Origin of the sequence: Paraplanobispora takensis (genome assembly GCF_016863195.1) — a bacterium.
GTDB classification, from domain to species: domain Bacteria; phylum Actinomycetota; class Actinomycetes; order Streptosporangiales; family Streptosporangiaceae; genus Planobispora; species Planobispora takensis.
In genome coordinates, this window is record NZ_BOOK01000045.1 from 37,502 (window position 1) to 56,289 (window position 18,788).

Consider the following 18,788-nt stretch of genomic DNA (forward strand, 5'->3'; position numbering starts at 1 on the left):
CATCACCATCCGATGATGACCTACGAAGATTGCAGCGAAGTGCGGATCCGGCCGAAAGTTTTCAAAGCCTTGTCCGCAGTAGTACGCAGAGCAGGACTGGCCAGGACCGTGCCCCGCGCCTTGCGGACCGGGACCCGGAGCATCCAGTGGACCCCCGCGCCGGGGGAGGTGCGGGCGATCCGGCCCTCCACGACCTCGTACTCGCCGTTCTTGAGCTTCTCCTTGTACTCCTTCTCGCCGCGGCCCATGTCGATGACCTGGATCCCGGCCCCGGCGGCCTTCTCGGCCATGGCCAGGTGGTGGATCAGCCCGGGGGAGTACTTGGCGAAGGCGGTGTCGTAGGCCGGGAACCAGCCCGCGAGGGTGGTCGCGGTGCGCAGCCCGAAGTGGCCGGCCATCGGGCGGCCGTCCACGTAGACCATGTCCAGCGTCCCGGCGAAGTGCTCGGTGTCGGTGGCCAGCAGGCGCTCGACGAGCTCGACGATCCACGGCTTGGAGAAGCGGTCGTTGCGGCCGGTCCGGCGGTACTGGTCGGTCTTCCAGCCGAGCAGCGTGCGCAGCGCGACCGGATCGGTGGTGGCGTAGTCGTGCCGGAGCGGTCCGACGTCCCGCTGGAGCTTGCGGCTCTTGTAGGCGGTCGTGCGGTAGGTCTTGCCCGAGGTGACCTTGATCGTCTCGATGTAGGCCTCGTAGCCGTCGCGCATGTCGATGATCGGCGACGGGTGGCGGGTGTGCCGGGCGGGCAGCAGGGGCTGCGTCGAGACCAGGTGGTCGAACTCGAGCACGGCCAGGCCGCAGTCCTTGAGCAGCTGCTGCGGGTCGAACTCCAGGTCCTTGGCGTACACCATCCCCTGCGCGTCGGTCAGGCCGGCGGCCACCGGCTGGCCGATGCCCAGCGGATGCCGCTCGAACGGCAGGAAGCCCACCATGTCGGGTCCGTCGTGCATGATCGCGACCCGGACGTGGTCTCTCAGGCTTCCCACCGTGACGGTGAACTCCGGAGACAGGAAGGGGCTGTCGAAGGCCGGTGTGGCGGTCTGGAGCTCTCTCCAGCGGCCGATCTCGGCTGCTCCGAGGTCACGGGGGTGAACGATAGAGACGCGCATGGGCTCCTACTGGGACTTGGGGTGTGCGGATTCCCCTACGCACTCCAGCATGACTATCAGGGGTGTCGATCTACTGACCATCTTGCCGGGTGGCGCGTAATGTAACGGTAAAGGATGGGAATGCCCGCTAGGGCACCGGACATGCATGTTTTCTTGATTCTCAGGGACCTCGCAGGGGGACGGACGCGGGGTGGCGCTCCGTCTAGAATAGGTTTCTAATTGCAGGCTATGAACACTCCTGGCATCGACCGGGCCCGGCTGGCCACCTGGATGTCCGTCAATCTCCCTGAGGCGGGAGAACCCGCTGACATCTCCCTCATATCCGGCGGACGCTCCAATCTGACCTATGTCGTCGAGACCCCCGAGCGCCGTCTGGTGTTGCGCCGCCCCCCGCTGGGCCACGTCCTGCCCACCGCCCACGACATGCGGCGCGAGTGGCGGGTGATCTCCGCCCTGGCCCCGACCCCGGTGCCCGTCCCCGAGCCGCTCGCCTTCTGCGGCGACGAGGACGTCATCGGGGCGCCCTTCTATCTCATGGGACACGTGGACGGCGCCGCCGTACGGAGCCAGGAGGACGCCGGGAGCCTGACCCCCGGGCAGACCCGCCGGTTGTCGGAGCGGCTGGCCGAGGTGCTCGCGGCGATCCACGCGGTCGACTACCGGGAGGTGGGCCTGGGCGACTTCGGCCGTCCCGAGGGATACATGGCCCGCCAGCTGGAGCGCTGGGGCCAGCAGTGGGAGCGCTCGAAGACCGCCGACCTGCCCGGGCACGACCGCCTGGCGGCCCGCCTGCGCGAGCGCCTGCCCGCCCGCTCCGCCTCGACCCTGGTGCACGGCGACTACCGGCTCGACAACACGCTCGTACGGCTCGCGCCCGAGCCCGACATCCTCGCCGTCGTCGACTGGGAGATGTCCACCCTCGGCGACCCCCTGGCCGACCTCGGCCTCACCCTGACCTACTGGCAGGACCCCGGCGACGACGAGCGCGCGTCGATCCCGGTGGCCGCCGGGGTGACCGTCGCCCCGGGCTTCCTGACCGCCCGGGAGTTCGCCGCCCACTACGCCAAGGTCTCCGGGGCCGATCTCACCGACCTGGACTTCTACGTGGCGTTCGGGAACTACAAACTGGCGGTTATCGTGGAGGGCATCCACGCCCGCTTCCTGCAGGGCAAGACCGTCGGGGAGGGGTTCGAGCACATCGGCGACGGCGTCCCGACGCTCATCGAGCGCGCCCACCGGGTGCTGGACGGGCTGTAGCCCTCCGGAATCCCCGGTACGGCGCCGGCCTCAGGTTCAAGTGGCCTGCAAGCGCTCCCGATACGGTAGGAATGCAGCACAACCCCTTGTTCACACGCAGCCATAACGCTTCCCTGTGAACACGCGTGCGCGCACGGTCATGAAGCCGGCCGCCGTGGAACGCTGTAATCCGCCGAGACGAGGATCGAGGACGCACCGGTGATACCGACGAAGGGAAGGCACCAGAAGAGGCGCCCGAGCTGGCCGGTCGCGCTGGGGGCGGGGGTCGTCACACTGGCGCTCATCGCCGCGATCGTCGTGTACTCCTCGGGCTCCGACAGGCCGCGCGGGCAGGTCATGACGATCCCCCCGTCCGAGGCGGCACCGTCGCTCGCCCAGCCGCCAGTGACGGAGTCCTGGCCGCGCTGGGGGGTCACGCACACCGAGTACAGCGCGACCAACGAGACGGCCGGGGTCAGGGACGAGGCCTCCCACGTGCTGAGCCGGGTGCCCCTCGTCCAGAACCAGCACATCATGGGCTGGGGCGCGGGCAACCCCGAGCCCGCACCCGGCAAGTACGACTTCCGTGACCTCGACCGTCGCGTCAAGTTCATGTCCGACTCCCAGGCCGTCCCGGTCATCACGCTCTGCTGCGCGCCCGACTGGATGAAGGGCGGCAGCGAGGGCCGCACCGACTGGAGCCAGAGCTCATTGGAGACCGCGCCCCAGCGCCAGCACTTCGACGACTTCGCCAAGCTGGTCACGACCGTGGCCAAGCGCTATCCCACGGTCAAGCACTACATGGTCTGGAACGAGTTCAAGGGCTTCTGGAACAACGCGCAGAACCGCTGGGACGCCGAGGCCTACACCGAGATGTACAACAAGGTCTACGACGCTCTGAAGGCCGTGGACGAGGACATCAAGGTCGGCGGGCCGTACGTGCCGATCCTGAGCAACAAGAACGGCCGCGGCTCGGAGCTGCAGGGACCCTGGGGCGTCGCCGACCAGCGCGACCTGGACGCCGTCGAGTACTGGATCAAGAACAAGAAGGGCGCCGACTTCATCGTGATCGACGCCGCCTCGGTGACCAGGGACGCCGGCATCCATCCCGACGAGTTCACCGCGCTCGGCAAGTTCAGCGCCCTCACCACGTGGCTGCGCCAGAAGAGCGGCGACATGCCCGTGTGGTGGGCGGAGTGGTACGTCGCCCCCGACAACGTCGACTGGACCGAGGAGCGCCGCACCGCCGTCCAGGCGGTGGCCATGATGGAGTTCGCCGCCGGCGGCGCCGCCACGGCCCTGTACTGGAACCCGCAGCGCAAGGCCGGGCAGGACTGCCCCGGCTGCCTGTGGGTCCCGGGACAGGGGCAGGAGATGCCGATGGCGGGTCTCCTGAGCGGGTTCACCAAGTGGTTCCCCGGCGGCGTGACGCTGGAGAACCTCACGTCCTCGGACCCCAAGGTGCGGGTGCTGGCCCAGCAGCGCATGCTGGTGATGGTCAACACCAGCGACGCGCCCGTCACCACCACCGTGGACGGCAAGCAGTTCGAGCTGAAGCCCTACGAGATCAAGTGGAGCGAGCGCGGCGGCGCCTGATCCGGCCGGATTCGGGGAGCGGGCACGCGGAGCTCGATCCGGCCGTCGGGCGGGGCGGGCACGTGGAGCTTGATCCGGCCGAGACCGGGGAGCGGGCGCGGCGCTCGCCCGCTCCCGTGCCGGTGAGTACGCCTGCTCACCGGGTCTTCGGGGTCGTGCCGTACCGGGAGGGACGGGCCGCGGTGGGCTCCGCCTCCGTCCTGCCGCTCTCACACGACGCCGCCGCCCCCGTGGGGGCGATCGAGGAGGCCGCCGGTCGCGGCGGCCGCGGCCGGCAGGACGGTTCGGACATGACGACGGCGAGGCAGACGGGCACCAGCGCCACGGTCAAGGTGGCCAGGACGACGTAGACGATCTCCCGCCGGGTCACCGGGCAGCTGAAGCACCGGCCGGCGCGCGCGGGCCGGGCGGCGTTCAGGGCGTCGATGCGACGGGCGAAGGCGCGGTCCCCCTCCCGGAGCATCCGCTCGATCTGCATCAGGATCCGGTCCTCCCCGCTCGGCGGGCTCATGGGACACGGCTCCCGACGCAGATCACATCGGGCATGCGAGATCAGCCCTTCCGCGCGGGACCGGCCGGTTCATGTGGCGGCTGCACGTCCAGCAGGGGATGGTGCAGGTCGAAGGCGGGCCGTTCGGAGCGGATGCGCGGCAGCGAGGTGAAGTTGTGCCGCGGCGGCGGGCACGAGGTGGCCCACTCCAGGGAGTTGCCGTAGCCCCACGGGTCGTCCACGGTCACCCGCGGCGCGTGACGGGCGGTGTGCCAGACGTTGTAGAAGAACGGCAGCATCGAGATGCCCAGGATGAGGGCGCCGATCGAGGAGACCAGGTTCAGGTCGGTGAAGTCGTCGATCGGGCTGTAGTCGGAGTAGCGACGCGGGAAGCCCTGCGCGCCCAGCCAGTGCTGCACCAGGAAGGTGGTGTGGAAGCCGATGAACAGCAGCCAGAAGTGCACTTTGCCCAGCGGCTCGTTGAGCATCTTGCCGGTCATCTTCGGCCACCAGAAGTAGAAACCGGCGAACATCGCGAACACCACGGTGCCGAAGAGCACGTAGTGGAAGTGCGCCACCACGAAGTAGGAGTCGTGGACGTGGAAGTCCAGCGGCGGCGAGGCCAGGATGACGCCGGTCAGGCCGCCGAACAGGAAGGTCACCAGGAACCCGACCGCCCAGAGCATCGGCGTGCGCATGGCGATGTGACCGCGCCACATGGTGCCGATCCAGTTGAAGAACTTCACTCCGGTCGGGACCGCGATCAGGAAGGTCATGAACGAGAAGAACGGCAGCAGCACCTGGCCGGTCGGGAACATGTGGTGCGCCCAGACCGCCATGGACAGCCCGGCGATGGCCATGGTGGCGCCCACCAGGCCGACGTAGCCGAACAGCGGCTTGCGGCTGAAGACCGGCAGGATCTCCGTCACGATGCCGAAGAACGGCAGCGCGAGGACGTAGACCTCCGGATGGCCGAAGAACCAGAACAGGTGCTGCCACAACATCGGCCCGCCGGTGGCCGGGTCGAAGATGTGCGTGCCCAGCCTGCGGTCGGCGGCCAGCGCCAGCAGCGCGGCGGCCAGCACCGGGAAGGCCATCAGCACCAGCACCGAGGTCAGCAGCACGTTCCAGGTGAAGATCGGCATGCGGAACATGGTCATGCCGGGCGCGCGCATGCAGATGATGGTGGTGATGAAGTTGACCGCGCCCAGGATCGTGCCCAGGCCGCTCATGGTCAGGCCCAGGACCCACAGGTCGCCGCCGACGCCGGGCGAGGCGATCGAGTTCGACAGCGGGGTGTAGGCGGTCCAGCCGAAGCTGGCCGAACCGTCCGGGGTCAGGAAGCCCGAGACGGCGATGAGGCTGCCGAACAGGAACAGCCAGTAGCTGACCATGTTCAGCCTGGGGAAGGCCACGTCCGGCGCGCCGATCTGCAGCGGCATGAGCACATTGGTGAAGCCGGCGAACAGCGGCGTGGCGAACATCAGCAGCATGATCGTGCCGTGCATGGTGAACATCTGGTTGAACTGCTCGTTGCTGACCACCTGCAGGCCCGGCTGGGCCAGCTCGGCCCGGATGACCAGCGCCATGATGCCGCCGATCAGGAAGAACCCGAACGAGGTGATCATATATAGGTAACCGATCACCTTGTGGTCGGTGGTCGACAACCAGTTCGCGATCACGGCACCCTTGCGGTGCCCCTTGACCGGTGCCGGCGGTGACGTCAGCGGTTCCTCAGCCGGCGGCTTGTAGGTCGTCATCACGATCACCTCCAGCCCGCCCTGCCGCGGTGGTCCGCGGGGTTTTCGCCGTCTTTTCACGCGAAGCGGGGTCATGGGGGGCGTGTGGACGCCTGTCGGCGGTCCCGGCCCGGCTGCGCACGTCGATGGATGGATTCACTCCGGCTCCTCGCGGAGAGGGAAGATGCGTCACATCTCGTGCCGCGCGGGCTTGTTACCCCAGGTCAGAGCTCCGAACCGGTGATGGTGAACGCTTGGGGGAAAACCGGCGGGACGCCGAGACAACCGGGCCGCGCACACCCGTCCGGTCGTGACCGGAGGGGGACCGGGTCGAGGCCCGCCGGGCGGGTGAGGCCTGAAGCCGGAGGGCGGCGGGTACGGCGGTGCGCGCCGGGTGGTGAGTGCCTCCGTCGGCGGGGCGGGTGATGCGCCGGCCCGTGGGGCGTGTCCGCGGTTGGTCGGGTGTTGCCTGCCCGGGGCTGCGCCGCACGGCGGCCCTGCCCGCCGGTGGGGGTGTTGTGCGGCGGCGAGCTCGCCCGTGGGGTGGGTTGCCGGGCGGCGAGGCAGGCCGGCCCCGGGTGTGTCCGTGGAGGTCTCCGCCGCCCCGGATGCCGACCTGGCCGACCGGGCGTGCGCCTGCTGCGGGCCTGCTCCCGCGCACTCAACCCGGTAAGCGGTTGCGCAGACCGATCCGCGGCTTGACCCTCAATGACACCCTTCGTCGCGGGCGCCCCGGTGTCGTGGCCGGATTCGGCCGCCGTACTGCGGCGCAGCCTCGGGCGGGCAACACCCGGCCCACAGGGGACCAGCCCCACGGGCGGGCAACACGGGCCCACCACGGACATACCCAGGGCCGGCCTCGCCGTCCGGAACGCACCGCCGTACCAGCCCACCCTCAGCGCCCGCCCTCAGCTTGAGGACGTCCCCCTACGGCGCCTGGCTGAGGCCGATCACGATGAACCGCTCGGCGATCACCGCGACCGCCACGACGAACGCCGGGGCGGCGACCCACATCAGGGTGCGCCCCGCCTTGGCGGGCCGGTCGGCGTCGCGCAGGCGGACGAGCTGGTAGGCGAAGAGCGCGGCCCAGGCGAGCACCAGGGCGGCCAGGCCGATCGGCGTGGCAGGCGAGCTCCGGTCGCCGGGGCCCCGCAGGTTCACCGGCTCGGGGATCTGGGCGGCGGGCGGCTGGGCCCTGAGCGTGTAGACGGCGGCGTCCTGGTTGGAGTAGACCCGCTTGAGCGCCTTGGAGGAGTCGAGCGCCACCCGGAAGCGCTTGTCCCAGTCGGCCGGGAAGCCGTGGTTGAGCTGGAGATAGGCGGCCTGTCCCCGGCTGACCACGAGATAGGTGTTGCCAGGCGAGAGGGTGAGTTTGTCGATCACCGATGAGATCACGACGGGGTTCTTGTCCACGAGCACCTGCTCGTAGCGGATCTTGTCGAAGTCCCGCTCGCCCCAGGGGATGGTCGGCGTGACCTCCTCGCCGATCAGCGGCACGAGGTACAGCACGCGGCCGCTGGGCTCGTCGTGCTCGTAGATGTAGTGCATGGCCGCGACCTCGCCGGTGGAGACGCGCTCGAACTGCTCGTTGCCGTAGCGGGCGACCAGGAAGGCCATCGAGAGCACCAGCGCGCACCCCGCCGCCAGCAGCAGGGAGATCCTGCGGGTGAGGCGCGGGTCGAAGCGGATGTTGCGCTTGCGGATCGGGACCGTCTCGTCGGAGCCGTCGGCGCCGCTGGAGGGCAGGTTGGGGAAGAACGCGTAGGCGGCCAGGATGCAGGCGCCGGGCAGCGCGAACATGTAGATGCGCAGGCCGATCTCGCCGCCGTAGCTCTGCAGGCCCAGGGCGAGTACGGGGATGCACAGCATCAGCAGGGCGGCCCGGTCGCCCACCCCCCGGCGCAGGCGGCGCAGCAGGCCGGTGGCGGCCAGCAGCAGGATGACGGCGCAGATGCCCAGGCGGGCCATCAGCACGAGGGCGTGCTTGGGGTCGCTGCCCTCGATCCGGTCGCCGGTGTTGCTCTGCAGGTTGTCCAGGATCCTGCCCAGCCCGCCGAAGAGCTGCTCGATGTGGCCGCTCCAGAAGGTGGTCGTCTGGTAGCTGATCCAGGCGAGCACGATCAGGCCGAGGAAGAACGGCATGGCCCAGCTGAGCGAGCACCGCCGCAGCAGGATCAGGCCGGTCAGCGCGCCGAGCATCATGAACGGCGTGATCTGGTGGGAGGCCGTGGCGGTCACGAACAGGCCGATCAGCAGGATCAGCATGATCGATCGGTCGTAGACGCCGGTGCTGTGGCTCAGCTCACCGGGCGTCAGCCCGTCCAGGCGGGCCAGCAGGCGCCGCAGGCGGCCCTTGGCCGGCATGGGCGCCCGGCGGGGCTCGACCCGACCGAACCAGCGCAGCAGGATCGCCACGAACGCGAGATAGATCGCGTAGGTGAACCCCTGGGCGGAGAAGTAGTCCTGGCCGATCCACTGCACGATGACGAAGAGCAGGGCGGCGAACCAGCGCGCCCGGGTGGTGGCGACCACCTGGCGCAGGATCAGCACGAACGGCAGCAGATAGAGCAGGTTGGACAGCAGCGGCGTCCACTGCATGATCGTCGTGAGGTCGGTGATCCCCGCGGCCCTGGTGATGAACGCGACCAGCGCGAAGAATCCCGGCCAGGCGAAGCGGGCGTCCAGGATCGGCGAGGACTCGCCGGTGCGGGCGATGAACTCCACGAAGCCCGCGTGCACGTACGCCGTGTGGAAGCGCGGTTCGCTGTTGATCAGCGCGGAGGCGCCGTGCAGCGCGAAGGTGATCGCCGAGATCTGGAAGAGCAGCAGGAACTTGCGGTCGGTGTTCTGGGCGATGGTGACGAAGAACGCCATGATCATCAGCAGGATGGCGGCGAACGCGGCGCCGGGCAGGGCCGAGATCAGCCCGAGCCCGTCGATCTGCGTCACGTCGACGCCGCGCAGCGGCCCCGGGGACACGCGCAGCGCCAGCACGTACATGACCAGGCCCTCGACGGTGAGCAGCGGGGGCAGCCATGTGGCCGCCGCACGCATCAGCGCCGCCGGGCGCGGCTCACCGGTCGGGGGAGTGACGGGCCGGGAGGCGGGGCCGGGCGTGTCGACGCCGGTGGCCTCCGCCGTTCCGGTTGTCACGTCATTACCTGCCGATTGACTCACGTCTAACATCATGGGGGCTGTCAGGACCCCGATGCGACGGATGATTGTGAAGTTTTGCCATAATTGAGCATTTTGCGTAGTCCATTGACGATCAGAGCGGCCACCGCGAGCTCACTCAGCAGCAGCGCGTACCCCACCGCGTTCACGCCCAGATGGGGGAAGAGCAGCATCGTGCTGACGAGCACGAGGACGGCCAGTCCGATCTGGACGAGCGCCAGCTTGCGAGCCTGCCCGCGGGCCCGCAGGCCGCTGAGATAGATCTCGATGAGCACCCGGGGCAGCACCGCCAGAGCCATCAGCTGAAGCAGCAAGGTACCCCGATCGGCGAACCCGTCGCCGAAGACACGCAGGATGAACGGCCCGGCGGCGATCGTCACGATCACGATCGGAATGATGATCATGAAGGCCCGGCGGAGCGCCCGGCGCGAGTTCGCCGCCAGCGCGTCCCTGTCGAAGGAGCCCTCGACGGTGAGCGAGGTGGCCATGTTCATCGCCAGCAGCTCGATCAGGCACCCCAGCGTGTGGGCCATCGAGAAGTAGCCGAACGTCACCTCGTCCACCTGGGCGGCGATCAGCACCGGGATCAGATAGACGATCGCCAGGATCGAGAACGTGCCCGGATAGTCGCCGGCCAGGAACCGCCCGATCTCGGGGAGCCCGGGCGGCGCGGAGGTGGTCTTGGTCTCCTTGACGTGCCGGGGGACGACCTTCCCGAAGATGAAGATGTTGATCGGGATCAGCGCCATCGCCGCCGGGATGATCCAGGAGACGAAGATGCCGTCGTCGGGCAGCGCGAACGCCAGCCCCACCAGCATGACCATCTTGACCAGGCCGTAGCCGAGGCTGTTGACCGGGACCCAGGTGGCCTTGCGCAGACCGGCCAGGGTCACGTCCTGGAGGGTGAACACCGACCAGACCAGCACCGAGGCCAGGAAGAACAGTCCCTGGCCGAAACCGCCCAGGGAGGCGTAGGTCGGCCCCCACCACGGCAGCGTGAGCAGGAATCCGACCGCCGCCGTCACGCCGGTGGCCCCGGCGATCACGTAGGCCCGGACGATGAGCTCCGGCGTGCGGCGCCCGGCCAGCGGGATGAACCTGGCCAGCGCCCCCACGAAGCCCAGCGCCGTCAGCGAGGCGAACAGCCGCATCGCGGTGATCACGGCCTGTCCGTGGCCGAAGTCGGCCGGGTCGTACAGCTTCGCGGCGAGCCACCAGTAGCCCATGCCCAGTACGGCGGTGATGGCGGTGTTGGCCATGAGCGCGTAACCGTTGCGGAACAGCGGGTTGCGCAGGTCGCGGACCAGCTTGCTCCACAGTCCCGTCGGCCGCGCCGCCGTCTGCGCGGCCACGTCCTCGTGAAGGGTGGCCGATCCCGTGCCCGCGGGCGCGGCGGCCCCGTCGAAGCGCTCGGAGCCCGCGTCCGCGAACGCACCGTTCGGGATCGTCCGCTCGTCGAGTTCGCTCATGTCCTTGCCTCCCCTCACGTCCGCAGACGTGTCGCTCACGCGAGTCCGCGGACTTTGCGCAAGCCGTATCTGGTGCGCCTGATGACGGCGTAGCCCTTCGTCAGCACGCGCTCCCTCATGTAGATCAGCGGGACCCGGTCGCCCTCGACGGCCCGGCGGAACATCGTCATGGAGGTGGCGTCGGTGACGGTCAGCCTCGGCATGGCGAGCACGTCGTGCCGGTCGGCGGCGATGGCGTTGTTCACCGCGCAGGCGGCCCAGTATCCGGCCCGGCGCACCTCGCGCCGGACGCGCGCGCTGGAGTAGCCGTACGGATAGGCCATCGTGGTGACCGGGGTGCCGAGCTTGTCCTCCAGCAGGGCCTTGTTGCGGCGCAGCTCCTGCCGGAGCTGGTCGTCGGGCAGCTGGTCGAGCTGCGGATGGCTGTGGCTGTGCCCGGCGATCTCGATGCCGCAGGAGACGGCCTCGCGGACCTGGTTCCAGGCCAGCGTCCTGTCCAGCGGACGGCCGGCCGCGTCCTTGCCCGCGTCGCTCACCCAGCCGCTGGTCAGGAACAGCGTCGCGGGAAAGTCGTGCCGCTCCAGCAGGGGCATGGCCTCAGAGTGGAAGTCCTCGTAGCCGTCGTCGAAGGTCACCACGATCGGGCGCTCCGGGATGGAGCGCCCGTTGTTGCGGTGCAGCGAGGCCACCAGGTCGGCCACCGTCAGCGGCGTGAAGCCGCTCTCCTTGAGATAGGAGAGCTGCTCGCCGAAGGCCGAGGGCCGTACGGCCAGCGGCTTGGTCTCGGCGGTCGGCTTGTCGGAGACCGAGTGGTACATCAGGATGGGCACGCGGATCATGACTGCCCCAGCTTCAGGCGGAGAGAACCGACAACATAACCCCAGGTGGTCCAGGCCAGGCCGATCACGATCGCGGCGGCCCTGCCCAGGCCGGACGGGTCGCCGCGCAGCGCCTCCCCGACCCCTCGCAGCGCCCCCAGCGGCAGCGCCTTCAGCGCGTGCGCCCGCTCGCTCGCGAGACCGTCGCCGGCGCCGACGCTCTGGGTGACCAGAGCCTTGGACAGGCCCTCGGCGTAGCACCGGGACCGGAAGTACGAGAACCGGGAGCGCGCGGCCGAGACCTTGTGGCCGATCACCGCGGCCGGCTCGAAGAGCATCACCGAGCCGGGCCTGCGCTGGGAGAGCCGGATGCAGAACTCGGTCTCCTCGCAGCCCAGGGGCCGCGGCTTGCGGCCCTGGACGCTGCGGCCGATCCCGGTGTGGAACCCGCCGACCCCCGCCACGACCTCCCTGCGGAAGGCGGCGTTACCCCCCATGACGTTGCGGATCGGTGCCCGGACCGTGGGCATGCCCTCGTAGGAGCACCCCACGGTCCAGTCGAACTCGCGCGGAAACCAGCGCGGGCGACGGCCCGTCGCCCACAGCGGCCCGGTGTACCCGCCCACCCCCACGACGGACGGATCCTGGAAGCCCTCCTCCAAAGCTTCCAGCCAACCGGGCTCGGCCACCGCGTCGTCGTCCAGATAGGCCACGATGTCGCCCGAGGCGGTCGCCGCACCGGTGTTCTTGCCACCGGACAGCCCCTTCTCGTGCGCGTTCTCCACCACGATCGCGTTGGGATACTCGCGCTTGAGCATCAGGTGCAGGTCGGGGTTGTAGTCGACGACCAGAATGATCTCGTGCGGCTTGCGCGTCTGGCCCTCGACCGATGCCACGGCCTCCCGGATGTCCTCCCAGCGCTCCTCGGTGTAGACGCAGATGACGACACTGGTCTTCATGACTAGGCGGCGCCCTGGTCGGCGGCCGGGGCGGCGGTCTGGGGCTCGGGCAGCACGGCGGCCGGCTTGACGCGCCACTCCTTGATGATGGTCTTCAGCACGCGGATGCCGTCCCGGACCGCGTGGAGGTTGCTCTCCCCGTGGATCCGGCAGCGCTCGTGGCTGGGGACCTCCTGGATCTTCAACCCGGCCTTGGCGGCCCTGATGTTCATCAGGGTCTCGACCTCGAAGCCCGCGCAGTCGACGTTCAGAGCGTCAAGGTGACGCGCCCAGAAGGCGTTGTATCCGTAGCAGAGGTCGGTGTACTGCGTGCCGTAGATCTTGTTGACCAGCCCGGTGAGCACCTTGTTGCCGAACGTGCGCGTGAAGGTGAGGTCGTCGCTGCCGCCGCCGGTCGCGTAACGCGAACCCTTGACGAAGTCGGCGCCGGTGACCAGCGCGCCCACGAACTGGATGATCTCCCGGCCGTCGGTGGACCCGTCGGCGTCGATCATCACGATGATGTCGCTGGTGCAGGCGGCGAACCCGGCGGCCAGCGCGTCACCCTTGCCCTTGCCCGTCTGGGTGACCACCCGGACGTTCGGCCGCAGCCGCTTGGCGACGGCGACGGTGTCGTCCACCGAGTTGCCGTCCACCAGGACGATCTCGTCGATCCACTGCGGCAGCGTGGCGAAAACGTGCGGAAGGTTCTCCGCCTCGTTCATGGCCGGGACGACCACGCTGACCGTAGGGGAAATGGCCATGTGAGGGGTGAGCGGGGTGAAGCGCTCAATGGGAGGCATCGACCGCAGCGGAGGCTTGGCCGAGTGCTTGGTGATGTCGGGACTCATGATTACAGGTGTCCTTCCGAACGGTCGGTCGTCATGGGTGGCTGCCAGACGGACCCGGAGCCGTGCACGATCGAGACGATCGAGGGAAGTGGCGAATGCGGGTGAGGATGCATGAAGGGTCCTGGCGGAATGAGCTGCTGAGGTACTGGGACGAGTCGAGGGGCCTAACCGGCCCCCCATGGTTCCTTGACGACGGTGGCGGGCGATTGGTTCTGGACGGAGGTGCGCATCCGGCCGAAACCTTTCAGCACACGATCAGCCAGTCGATACAGTTCAGGGCGGTCGGTCACGATGGTGCGTGCTTTGTTGACAGGTGCCCGACCCATCCAGTGAACGGCCGCCGTCGGCGACGGGCGGGAGACGCGCCCTTCGGCGACGAAAAGATCACCCGTCTTTAGCCAGCCCTTGTATTCGCGGCCGCCCTTGCCCATGTCGACCTGGCGCAGGCCCGCGTTCGCCGCGTGCTCCGCCATCAGCAGGTGGTGCACGATCCCTGGTGAATAACGGGCGAACTCGGTGTCGTAAGCGGGGAACCAACCCACCAGGGTGTCGGCCGTACGGAGACCGAAATGTCCCGCGACCGGCGTGTCGCCGGCGTAGACCATGGTCAGCACGCCGGAGAAGGTGCTCGACCTCTCGGCGTGCATCTCGTCCAGCAGCTGGACGATCCACGGCTGGGCGAAGCGGTCCACCCGGCCGGTGCGGCGGTACTGGTCCGACTTCCACTGCATCAGCTGACGCAGCGCTCCGCCGTCGGCGGAGTCCCACTCGAAGCGCAGCTCGCCCTGCTCACGGCCGAGCTTGCGCTCTTTGTAACGGACAGTCTTGTAGTTCTTGGGAGAGTTGGCGCGAACCTGCTCGATGTAGGCGTCGAAGCCGACGCTGAGATCCATGATCGGCGCGGGCCGCACATCGGTCTGGTGCGCCTCGAAGGTCGGCTGACCCGCGACCATGTGGTCGAAGTCGAAGACCGAGAGCTTGCACGCGCGCAGCAGCGCGCGCAGGTCCACCTTCAGGTCCGGGACCGAGATCAGCCCGTGGCACGTGGTGAGGAACCCGCCCAGCGGCTTGCCGATGCCGAAGTTGTGCCGCTCGTAGGGGAAGAACCCCACGATCTTGTCGCCGTCCTCGACGACGGCGACGCGGACGTAGTCGCGAAGCCGCCCCATGGCCAGCGCGAACTCCACGGACAGAAACGGATTGTCCAGGGAGGCGTCGGCTCCCTGCAGGTCCCGCCAGCGGGAGATCTCGGTCTCGCCGAGGTCCCCCGGGCGAACGATGCTGATGTTCACCTTGACCTGGCCCCCTGTTCGGTCTGCAAGCTCTCGCTCCCCCGGTACAAAACACGCAGCACGTAGATGAAGCCGCTCAGTACAGCGATGGTGGCCACTCCCGCCCTGGGGGACCACGCGTCAAAAGAAAGCATGGCGGTGGCAAGTAGAACGTTTACAACGAGACTTGCCGCCGCCCCCACTGATAGTGCCGCAAGAGGGTCACGATCACGCAACAGTCCCATGACTGCCGCCCCGGGAACCACCAGAAGGAACATGGGAGTCAAAACCAGACGAAGGGGTGTATCGACACCCGCCAGGGTCAAAACCGCCCCGGAAATGCAGGCAACGGCGAGTATCCACGTGAACACTCGACGGTCGATCGGCATCTCTGGCTCCCCGGACGGACAGGTAGACGGCTGGTGGCCACCTCATGTGACCAACCGGCGCGCATCAACGTCAATGGCGACGTCTGGCATCTGTCCATGGTTTACCTGATTGCAAAGAGATGTCTGTCCCGCATCCAAGCTGTGGTCAAAAGGTCAAGACGTCTCCGGGGCCGGCGTCGACTCCGGCGAGAGGCTCTCCGAGGGGGTGGGGACGGGGTCCGGATCGGGCTCGGAAGCCGTTGGTTCTGGGCTTTCCCACATGATCGTGCAGCTCGGGTCGCCGCCCGCGGACCGGAACGAGACCCGTCCGGAGCCGTTGTTCCCGTTGTCAGAATAAGTGACCCAAATCACTCCTGTCGCACCAGCCTTGAGCCGTCCCCGCCGTGGCTGGACGATCAACCCCCCTGACGTGGCCGCCGACCAGTCGAGGGCGGCGTTGCGCGCGGTGATCCGGATCTGCCCCGCTCCCTGGCTGATGTCCGAGGGGCACGCGACGGCCAGCCGGGCGGCGGGGCGGGGGGCGGCGGTGCGCGCGGGGCGGGACCGCTGGGGCACCGTACGCCGGGCCGGGCCGGGGGCGGGCACGGCGGAGGGCGTCACCGAGGGGACCGGCTCCGGGGTGGGCTCGGCTCGCGGGGTGTCCTCCGGCGTCGCCTCCTGCGGCGAGGTCGTCTCGGGGCCGGGCTCGAAGGTGATCGTCGGCGGTACGGGCTCGGGCGCGGCCTCGGCCAGGCCGGTCGAGCCGGAGCCGATGTCCTGACCGGTGAGGGCGATCATGCCTCCGGTGGCCGCCAGCAGGCCCACCGCGGCCACGACCATCGGGACGCTGCGCTTGGTCCGCTTGCGCCGGGCCGCGCGGCGCGGCCCGGACTCGCGGGAGGGCCGGGCGGTCACGACGGGGAAGCCCGACCGGTCGAAGCGGTCGCCCGCCTCGACGACGGCGGCCCTGGTCGCGTCGAGGGAGGGGTTCACGCACGTCTCGATGACGCGCCGGCGCAGGGAGAGCGGCGGGAAGATCACCGGAACCAGGTCGAGCAGCCGGCCGGCCGAGACGTGCCGGTCCCGGCGTTCGATGCAGACCTCGCACCGGGCGATGTGGCCCGACAGCCGCCTGCGCAGCATCTGAGGGAGCGGCCCCTCCAGCGAGTCCACCATCGCCGACAGGTCGGGGCAGTGCGCCCGGCCGACCCTGGCGAGCACGACCGCGGCGGCGGCGTTCTCCACGTGGTCGCGGGCCCGGCCGAGCCGCGTCGTGACCTGCCGGGAGGTCAGCCCGACGACCGCGGCGACCTCGCCGGCGCCCAGGCCGTGCCGGAGGGAGAGCTCCAGAATCTCCCGCTCCGGCCCGCTCAGCTCGGCCAGGGTCTCGTACACCAGCCAGGCGAGTTCTCGCTCCTGAGGGTCGTCGTGGCCTTCCGGGGAGGGTAAGGGCGTCGTCCCCCCTTCGCCCTGGGGGCGGATCGTGCAGCGGAAGCGGGTGAGGGCGTACAGCCAGGGGCGCAGGCGCCCGGCGTCGCGCAACCGGTCTATGCATCCCTGCGCGGTGACCAGGGCGTCGTGCACCGCCTCCGCGGCGCCGTCCCGGTCGGCCAGCAGTGAGCCGGCGTAGTCGGTCAGGCGTTCGGCGTAGGCGTCGTAGAGGCTCGCGGGCGCCTGCGTGTCGGCGTGCCTGAGCGCCTCCACGAGTCGTTGGTCGTCGGCTCGGCCGACGGTCGGCCATCCGGGCACGGACTTTTCCTCCCCGTAGGACGGTTGCGTTCACGGGCCATGCCCGAGACCCCACACGCGTGGGACGCCACTGATTCATTAGGGGTTGTCCTGATATGCCGACCTGGCATGAGCTGGGAAAACTGAAACGGCCGGTGCCCGTGGGGCACCGGCCGTCCAGAGGAGACGGGAGTGACGAAGATCGGCGGTTGGGATCAGCAGTTGGGCGAGCAGAGGCGGCGCTTCATGCCCTCCAGGAAGAACTTGCGGATCTGGAGGATCTCCGTGGCGATGTAGGCGTCGCCGTGGGTCGCCTTGGCCAGCGCGTCCATCTGCCGCTTGCCGCCGGCCGCGTCGGGGCTGTAGGCGATGAGGATGATGCTGACCGGCTTCTCCGGGTCGAACTCCTGCTTGAGGAAGTTCACGATCTCCTTGTTGCTCATCCCGCCGTCGGGGTCGTCGTTGCCGGCGCCGTCCGTCAGGATGAGGATCGTGTTGATCTTGTCGCTCTTGTAGGTGTCCTTCATCTTCTTGTAGGCGGCGGCGAGGGTGTCGTTGAGACCGGTGTCGCCGGTCGCCTTGGCCTGGACCGTCGACAGCTTCTGCCTGATCAGGTCCCGCCGGAGCACGCCCTCCACGTTCTCGGTCAGCGGGCCGACCGGGACCGCCTCGCGGTAGTCCACGCCCTGGCCGTCGAGGTGGGTCGAGAACTCCCACAGGCCCATCTCGCTGTTGGTGGGGAACAGCTGCATGCCCTCAAGGGCGATCTTGGAGATCGCCTGCATCCGGGTCAGGCCGGTGCCGGGCACCGGCAGCGCCATGGTGCCGGAGACGTCCAGCAGGGTGACGAGCCGGGTGCCGAGGTTGAGCCGCGACCACGACTGCGACAACCGCGCGACGGTCTTGGCGTCGGGCACCTCCAGCGCCTGCGGGGCCTTGGCCTGGAAACCGCCCGTGTCGGAGATCGCCTTGCCGCCCTTGCCGTCGGGGGTGCGGAAGCCCTGGTCGCGCAGGGTGGTCTTGGCGGCGTCGGTGCCGAGCTCCTTGGCGAACTCCTCGGCGACCTTGCGCGTGCCCTCGTCGCGGGACATGACCACCACGGGATAGTCCAGGACGAAGGTGCCCTCGGCCGGATAGAGCGGCACGGCCGGGACCTCGGGCTTCTTGCCGGTGTTGAACGCCCAGACGCCCTGCTCGGAGGAGATCCCCAGCGGGGTGCGGCGTCCCTTGACCCCCAGGCTGGCCAGCAGGGCCTCCTGGTCCTTGACCGTCGAGCCGGACAGCGTCTTCATCGCGCCGACCAGCTGCTCCTCGCCGACGCCCGCGGCGGTGGCCACCCCGGAGGCGGCCAGCAGCGCGCCCAGCCCGGCGGCGTTGAGCGAGGGGTCCAGCGCGAGCACGCGCACCTTGCGGCCGGGGCCGTCGACGTTGGCCGCGTTCGTGGCGTTGATCATGCCGCTCCAGCTCGCCTCGCCGAAGCTCTTCTTCAGGTTCGACACCATCGATCCGGCGGCCACCATGACCACGGGGGACTGGGCGACGGAGCCGGAGGCGGCGGGCACGGCCGGGTTCTTCGCGCGCAGGCCGGTCACCCACAGGGACGAGTCCGGGATCCACAGGTCCATCGCGCCGACCTTGCCGCCGTTGCCGCCCAGCCCGGCGGCCACCGTCGCCGAGGCGGCCTTGCTCACCTTGACGCTCGCGCACCCGCCGTCGACCTCGTGGCCGGCCTTGTTGAACCGGTCGGCGATCTTCGCCAGGGCGGGCTGGATGTCGGGCGAGGCGGTGACCCGGAGCGCGACCGGGTCCCCGGAGCACCCCCGGTCCCGGTTGATGATCACGAAGGCGGCGACTCCGAGCAGCACGGCCAGGGCGACCGATCCCGCCAGCGGGACCAGTACCTTGCCCCGCCCCCCGTTCCGTCGACGGCGGGCCGGCTCGTTGTATGAGGTGTAGCCGTCGTCGAGTTCATCTGTCCGGTGCCGTCCGCCCACGATGCCCTCT

Annotated in this window: 14 protein-coding genes; 2 read left to right on the forward strand and 12 right to left on the reverse strand. The window is 69.3% G+C overall.

Features of this window, described 5'->3' with window-relative positions; translation table 11 throughout:
• Positions 1-20: 20 nt before the first annotated feature.
• Entirely contained in the window at positions 21-1,106 is a 1,086-nt protein-coding gene (locus Pta02_RS29495) for a GNAT family N-acetyltransferase (RefSeq protein WP_239131319.1), read from the reverse strand.
• A 228-nt stretch (positions 1,107-1,334) separates the two neighbouring features.
• On the opposite strand from Pta02_RS29495, the gene Pta02_RS29500 reads away from it, so the two are divergent.
• Positions 1,335-2,363, forward strand: a complete 1,029-nt coding sequence (locus tag Pta02_RS29500; RefSeq protein WP_203878236.1) for a phosphotransferase family protein — start codon at positions 1,335-1,337, stop codon at positions 2,361-2,363.
• Positions 2,364-2,561: 198 nt separating this feature from the next.
• Positions 2,562-3,938 carry a GH39 family glycosyl hydrolase gene (locus Pta02_RS29505; RefSeq protein ID WP_239131320.1) on the forward strand — a complete coding sequence of 459 codons (1,377 nt, stop codon included), beginning with the start codon at positions 2,562-2,564 and terminating at the stop codon, positions 3,936-3,938.
• A 136-nt stretch (positions 3,939-4,074) separates the two neighbouring features.
• Here the strand turns inward: Pta02_RS29505 and Pta02_RS29510 are convergent, their stop codons facing one another.
• The 11 genes from Pta02_RS29510 to Pta02_RS29560 form a co-directional block, all read right to left on the reverse strand.
• Entirely contained in the window at positions 4,075-4,449 is a 375-nt protein-coding gene (locus Pta02_RS29510; protein ID WP_203878237.1) for a hypothetical protein, read from the reverse strand.
• Positions 4,450-4,490: 41 nt separating this feature from the next.
• A complete protein-coding gene (gene ctaD, locus Pta02_RS29515; RefSeq protein WP_203878238.1) occupies positions 4,491-6,188 on the reverse strand; it encodes an aa3-type cytochrome oxidase subunit I in 1,698 nt (565 codons plus the stop codon).
• A gap of 906 nt (positions 6,189-7,094) precedes the next feature.
• Positions 7,095-9,320: a hypothetical protein gene (locus tag Pta02_RS29520; RefSeq protein ID WP_203878239.1), complete on the reverse strand. Its 2,226-nt coding sequence runs from the start codon at positions 9,318-9,320 to the stop codon at positions 7,095-7,097.
• Between the two features lie 44 nt (positions 9,321-9,364).
• A complete protein-coding gene (locus Pta02_RS29525) occupies positions 9,365-10,810 on the reverse strand; it encodes a lipopolysaccharide biosynthesis protein (RefSeq protein WP_203878240.1) in 1,446 nt (481 codons plus the stop codon).
• Between the two features lie 35 nt (positions 10,811-10,845).
• Complete coding sequence (locus Pta02_RS29530) at positions 10,846-11,649, reverse strand: polysaccharide deacetylase family protein (RefSeq protein WP_203878241.1); 804 nt, start codon at positions 11,647-11,649, stop codon at positions 10,846-10,848.
• Positions 11,646-12,587 (reverse strand): glycosyltransferase family 2 protein, encoded by a 942-nt coding sequence (locus Pta02_RS29535; RefSeq protein ID WP_203878242.1) that lies wholly within the window; start codon positions 12,585-12,587, stop codon positions 11,646-11,648. The genes Pta02_RS29530 and Pta02_RS29535 overlap by 4 nt, the downstream gene beginning before the upstream one ends.
• A 2-nt stretch (positions 12,588-12,589) precedes the next feature.
• Positions 12,590-13,417 carry a glycosyltransferase family 2 protein gene (locus Pta02_RS29540; protein ID WP_203878243.1) on the reverse strand — a complete coding sequence of 276 codons (828 nt, stop codon included), beginning with the start codon at positions 13,415-13,417 and terminating at the stop codon, positions 12,590-12,592.
• A gap of 164 nt (positions 13,418-13,581) precedes the next feature.
• Positions 13,582-14,709 carry a GNAT family N-acetyltransferase gene (locus Pta02_RS29545; RefSeq protein WP_203878244.1) on the reverse strand — a complete coding sequence of 376 codons (1,128 nt, stop codon included), beginning with the start codon at positions 14,707-14,709 and terminating at the stop codon, positions 13,582-13,584.
• The gene (locus Pta02_RS29550; protein ID WP_203878245.1) at positions 14,706-15,077 is read right to left on the reverse strand and encodes a hypothetical protein; all 372 of its coding nucleotides are present in this window, start codon (positions 15,075-15,077) and stop codon (positions 14,706-14,708) included. Before Pta02_RS29550 ends, Pta02_RS29545 begins: the two co-directional genes overlap by 4 nt.
• A 153-nt stretch (positions 15,078-15,230) precedes the next feature.
• Positions 15,231-16,805 carry a sigma factor-like helix-turn-helix DNA-binding protein gene (locus tag Pta02_RS29555; protein WP_203878246.1) on the reverse strand — a complete coding sequence of 525 codons (1,575 nt, stop codon included), beginning with the start codon at positions 16,803-16,805 and terminating at the stop codon, positions 15,231-15,233.
• Between the two features lie 194 nt (positions 16,806-16,999).
• Positions 17,000-18,778: a substrate-binding and VWA domain-containing protein gene (locus tag Pta02_RS29560; protein WP_203878247.1), complete on the reverse strand. Its 1,779-nt coding sequence runs from the start codon at positions 18,776-18,778 to the stop codon at positions 17,000-17,002.
• Positions 18,779-18,788 lie beyond the last annotated feature (10 nt).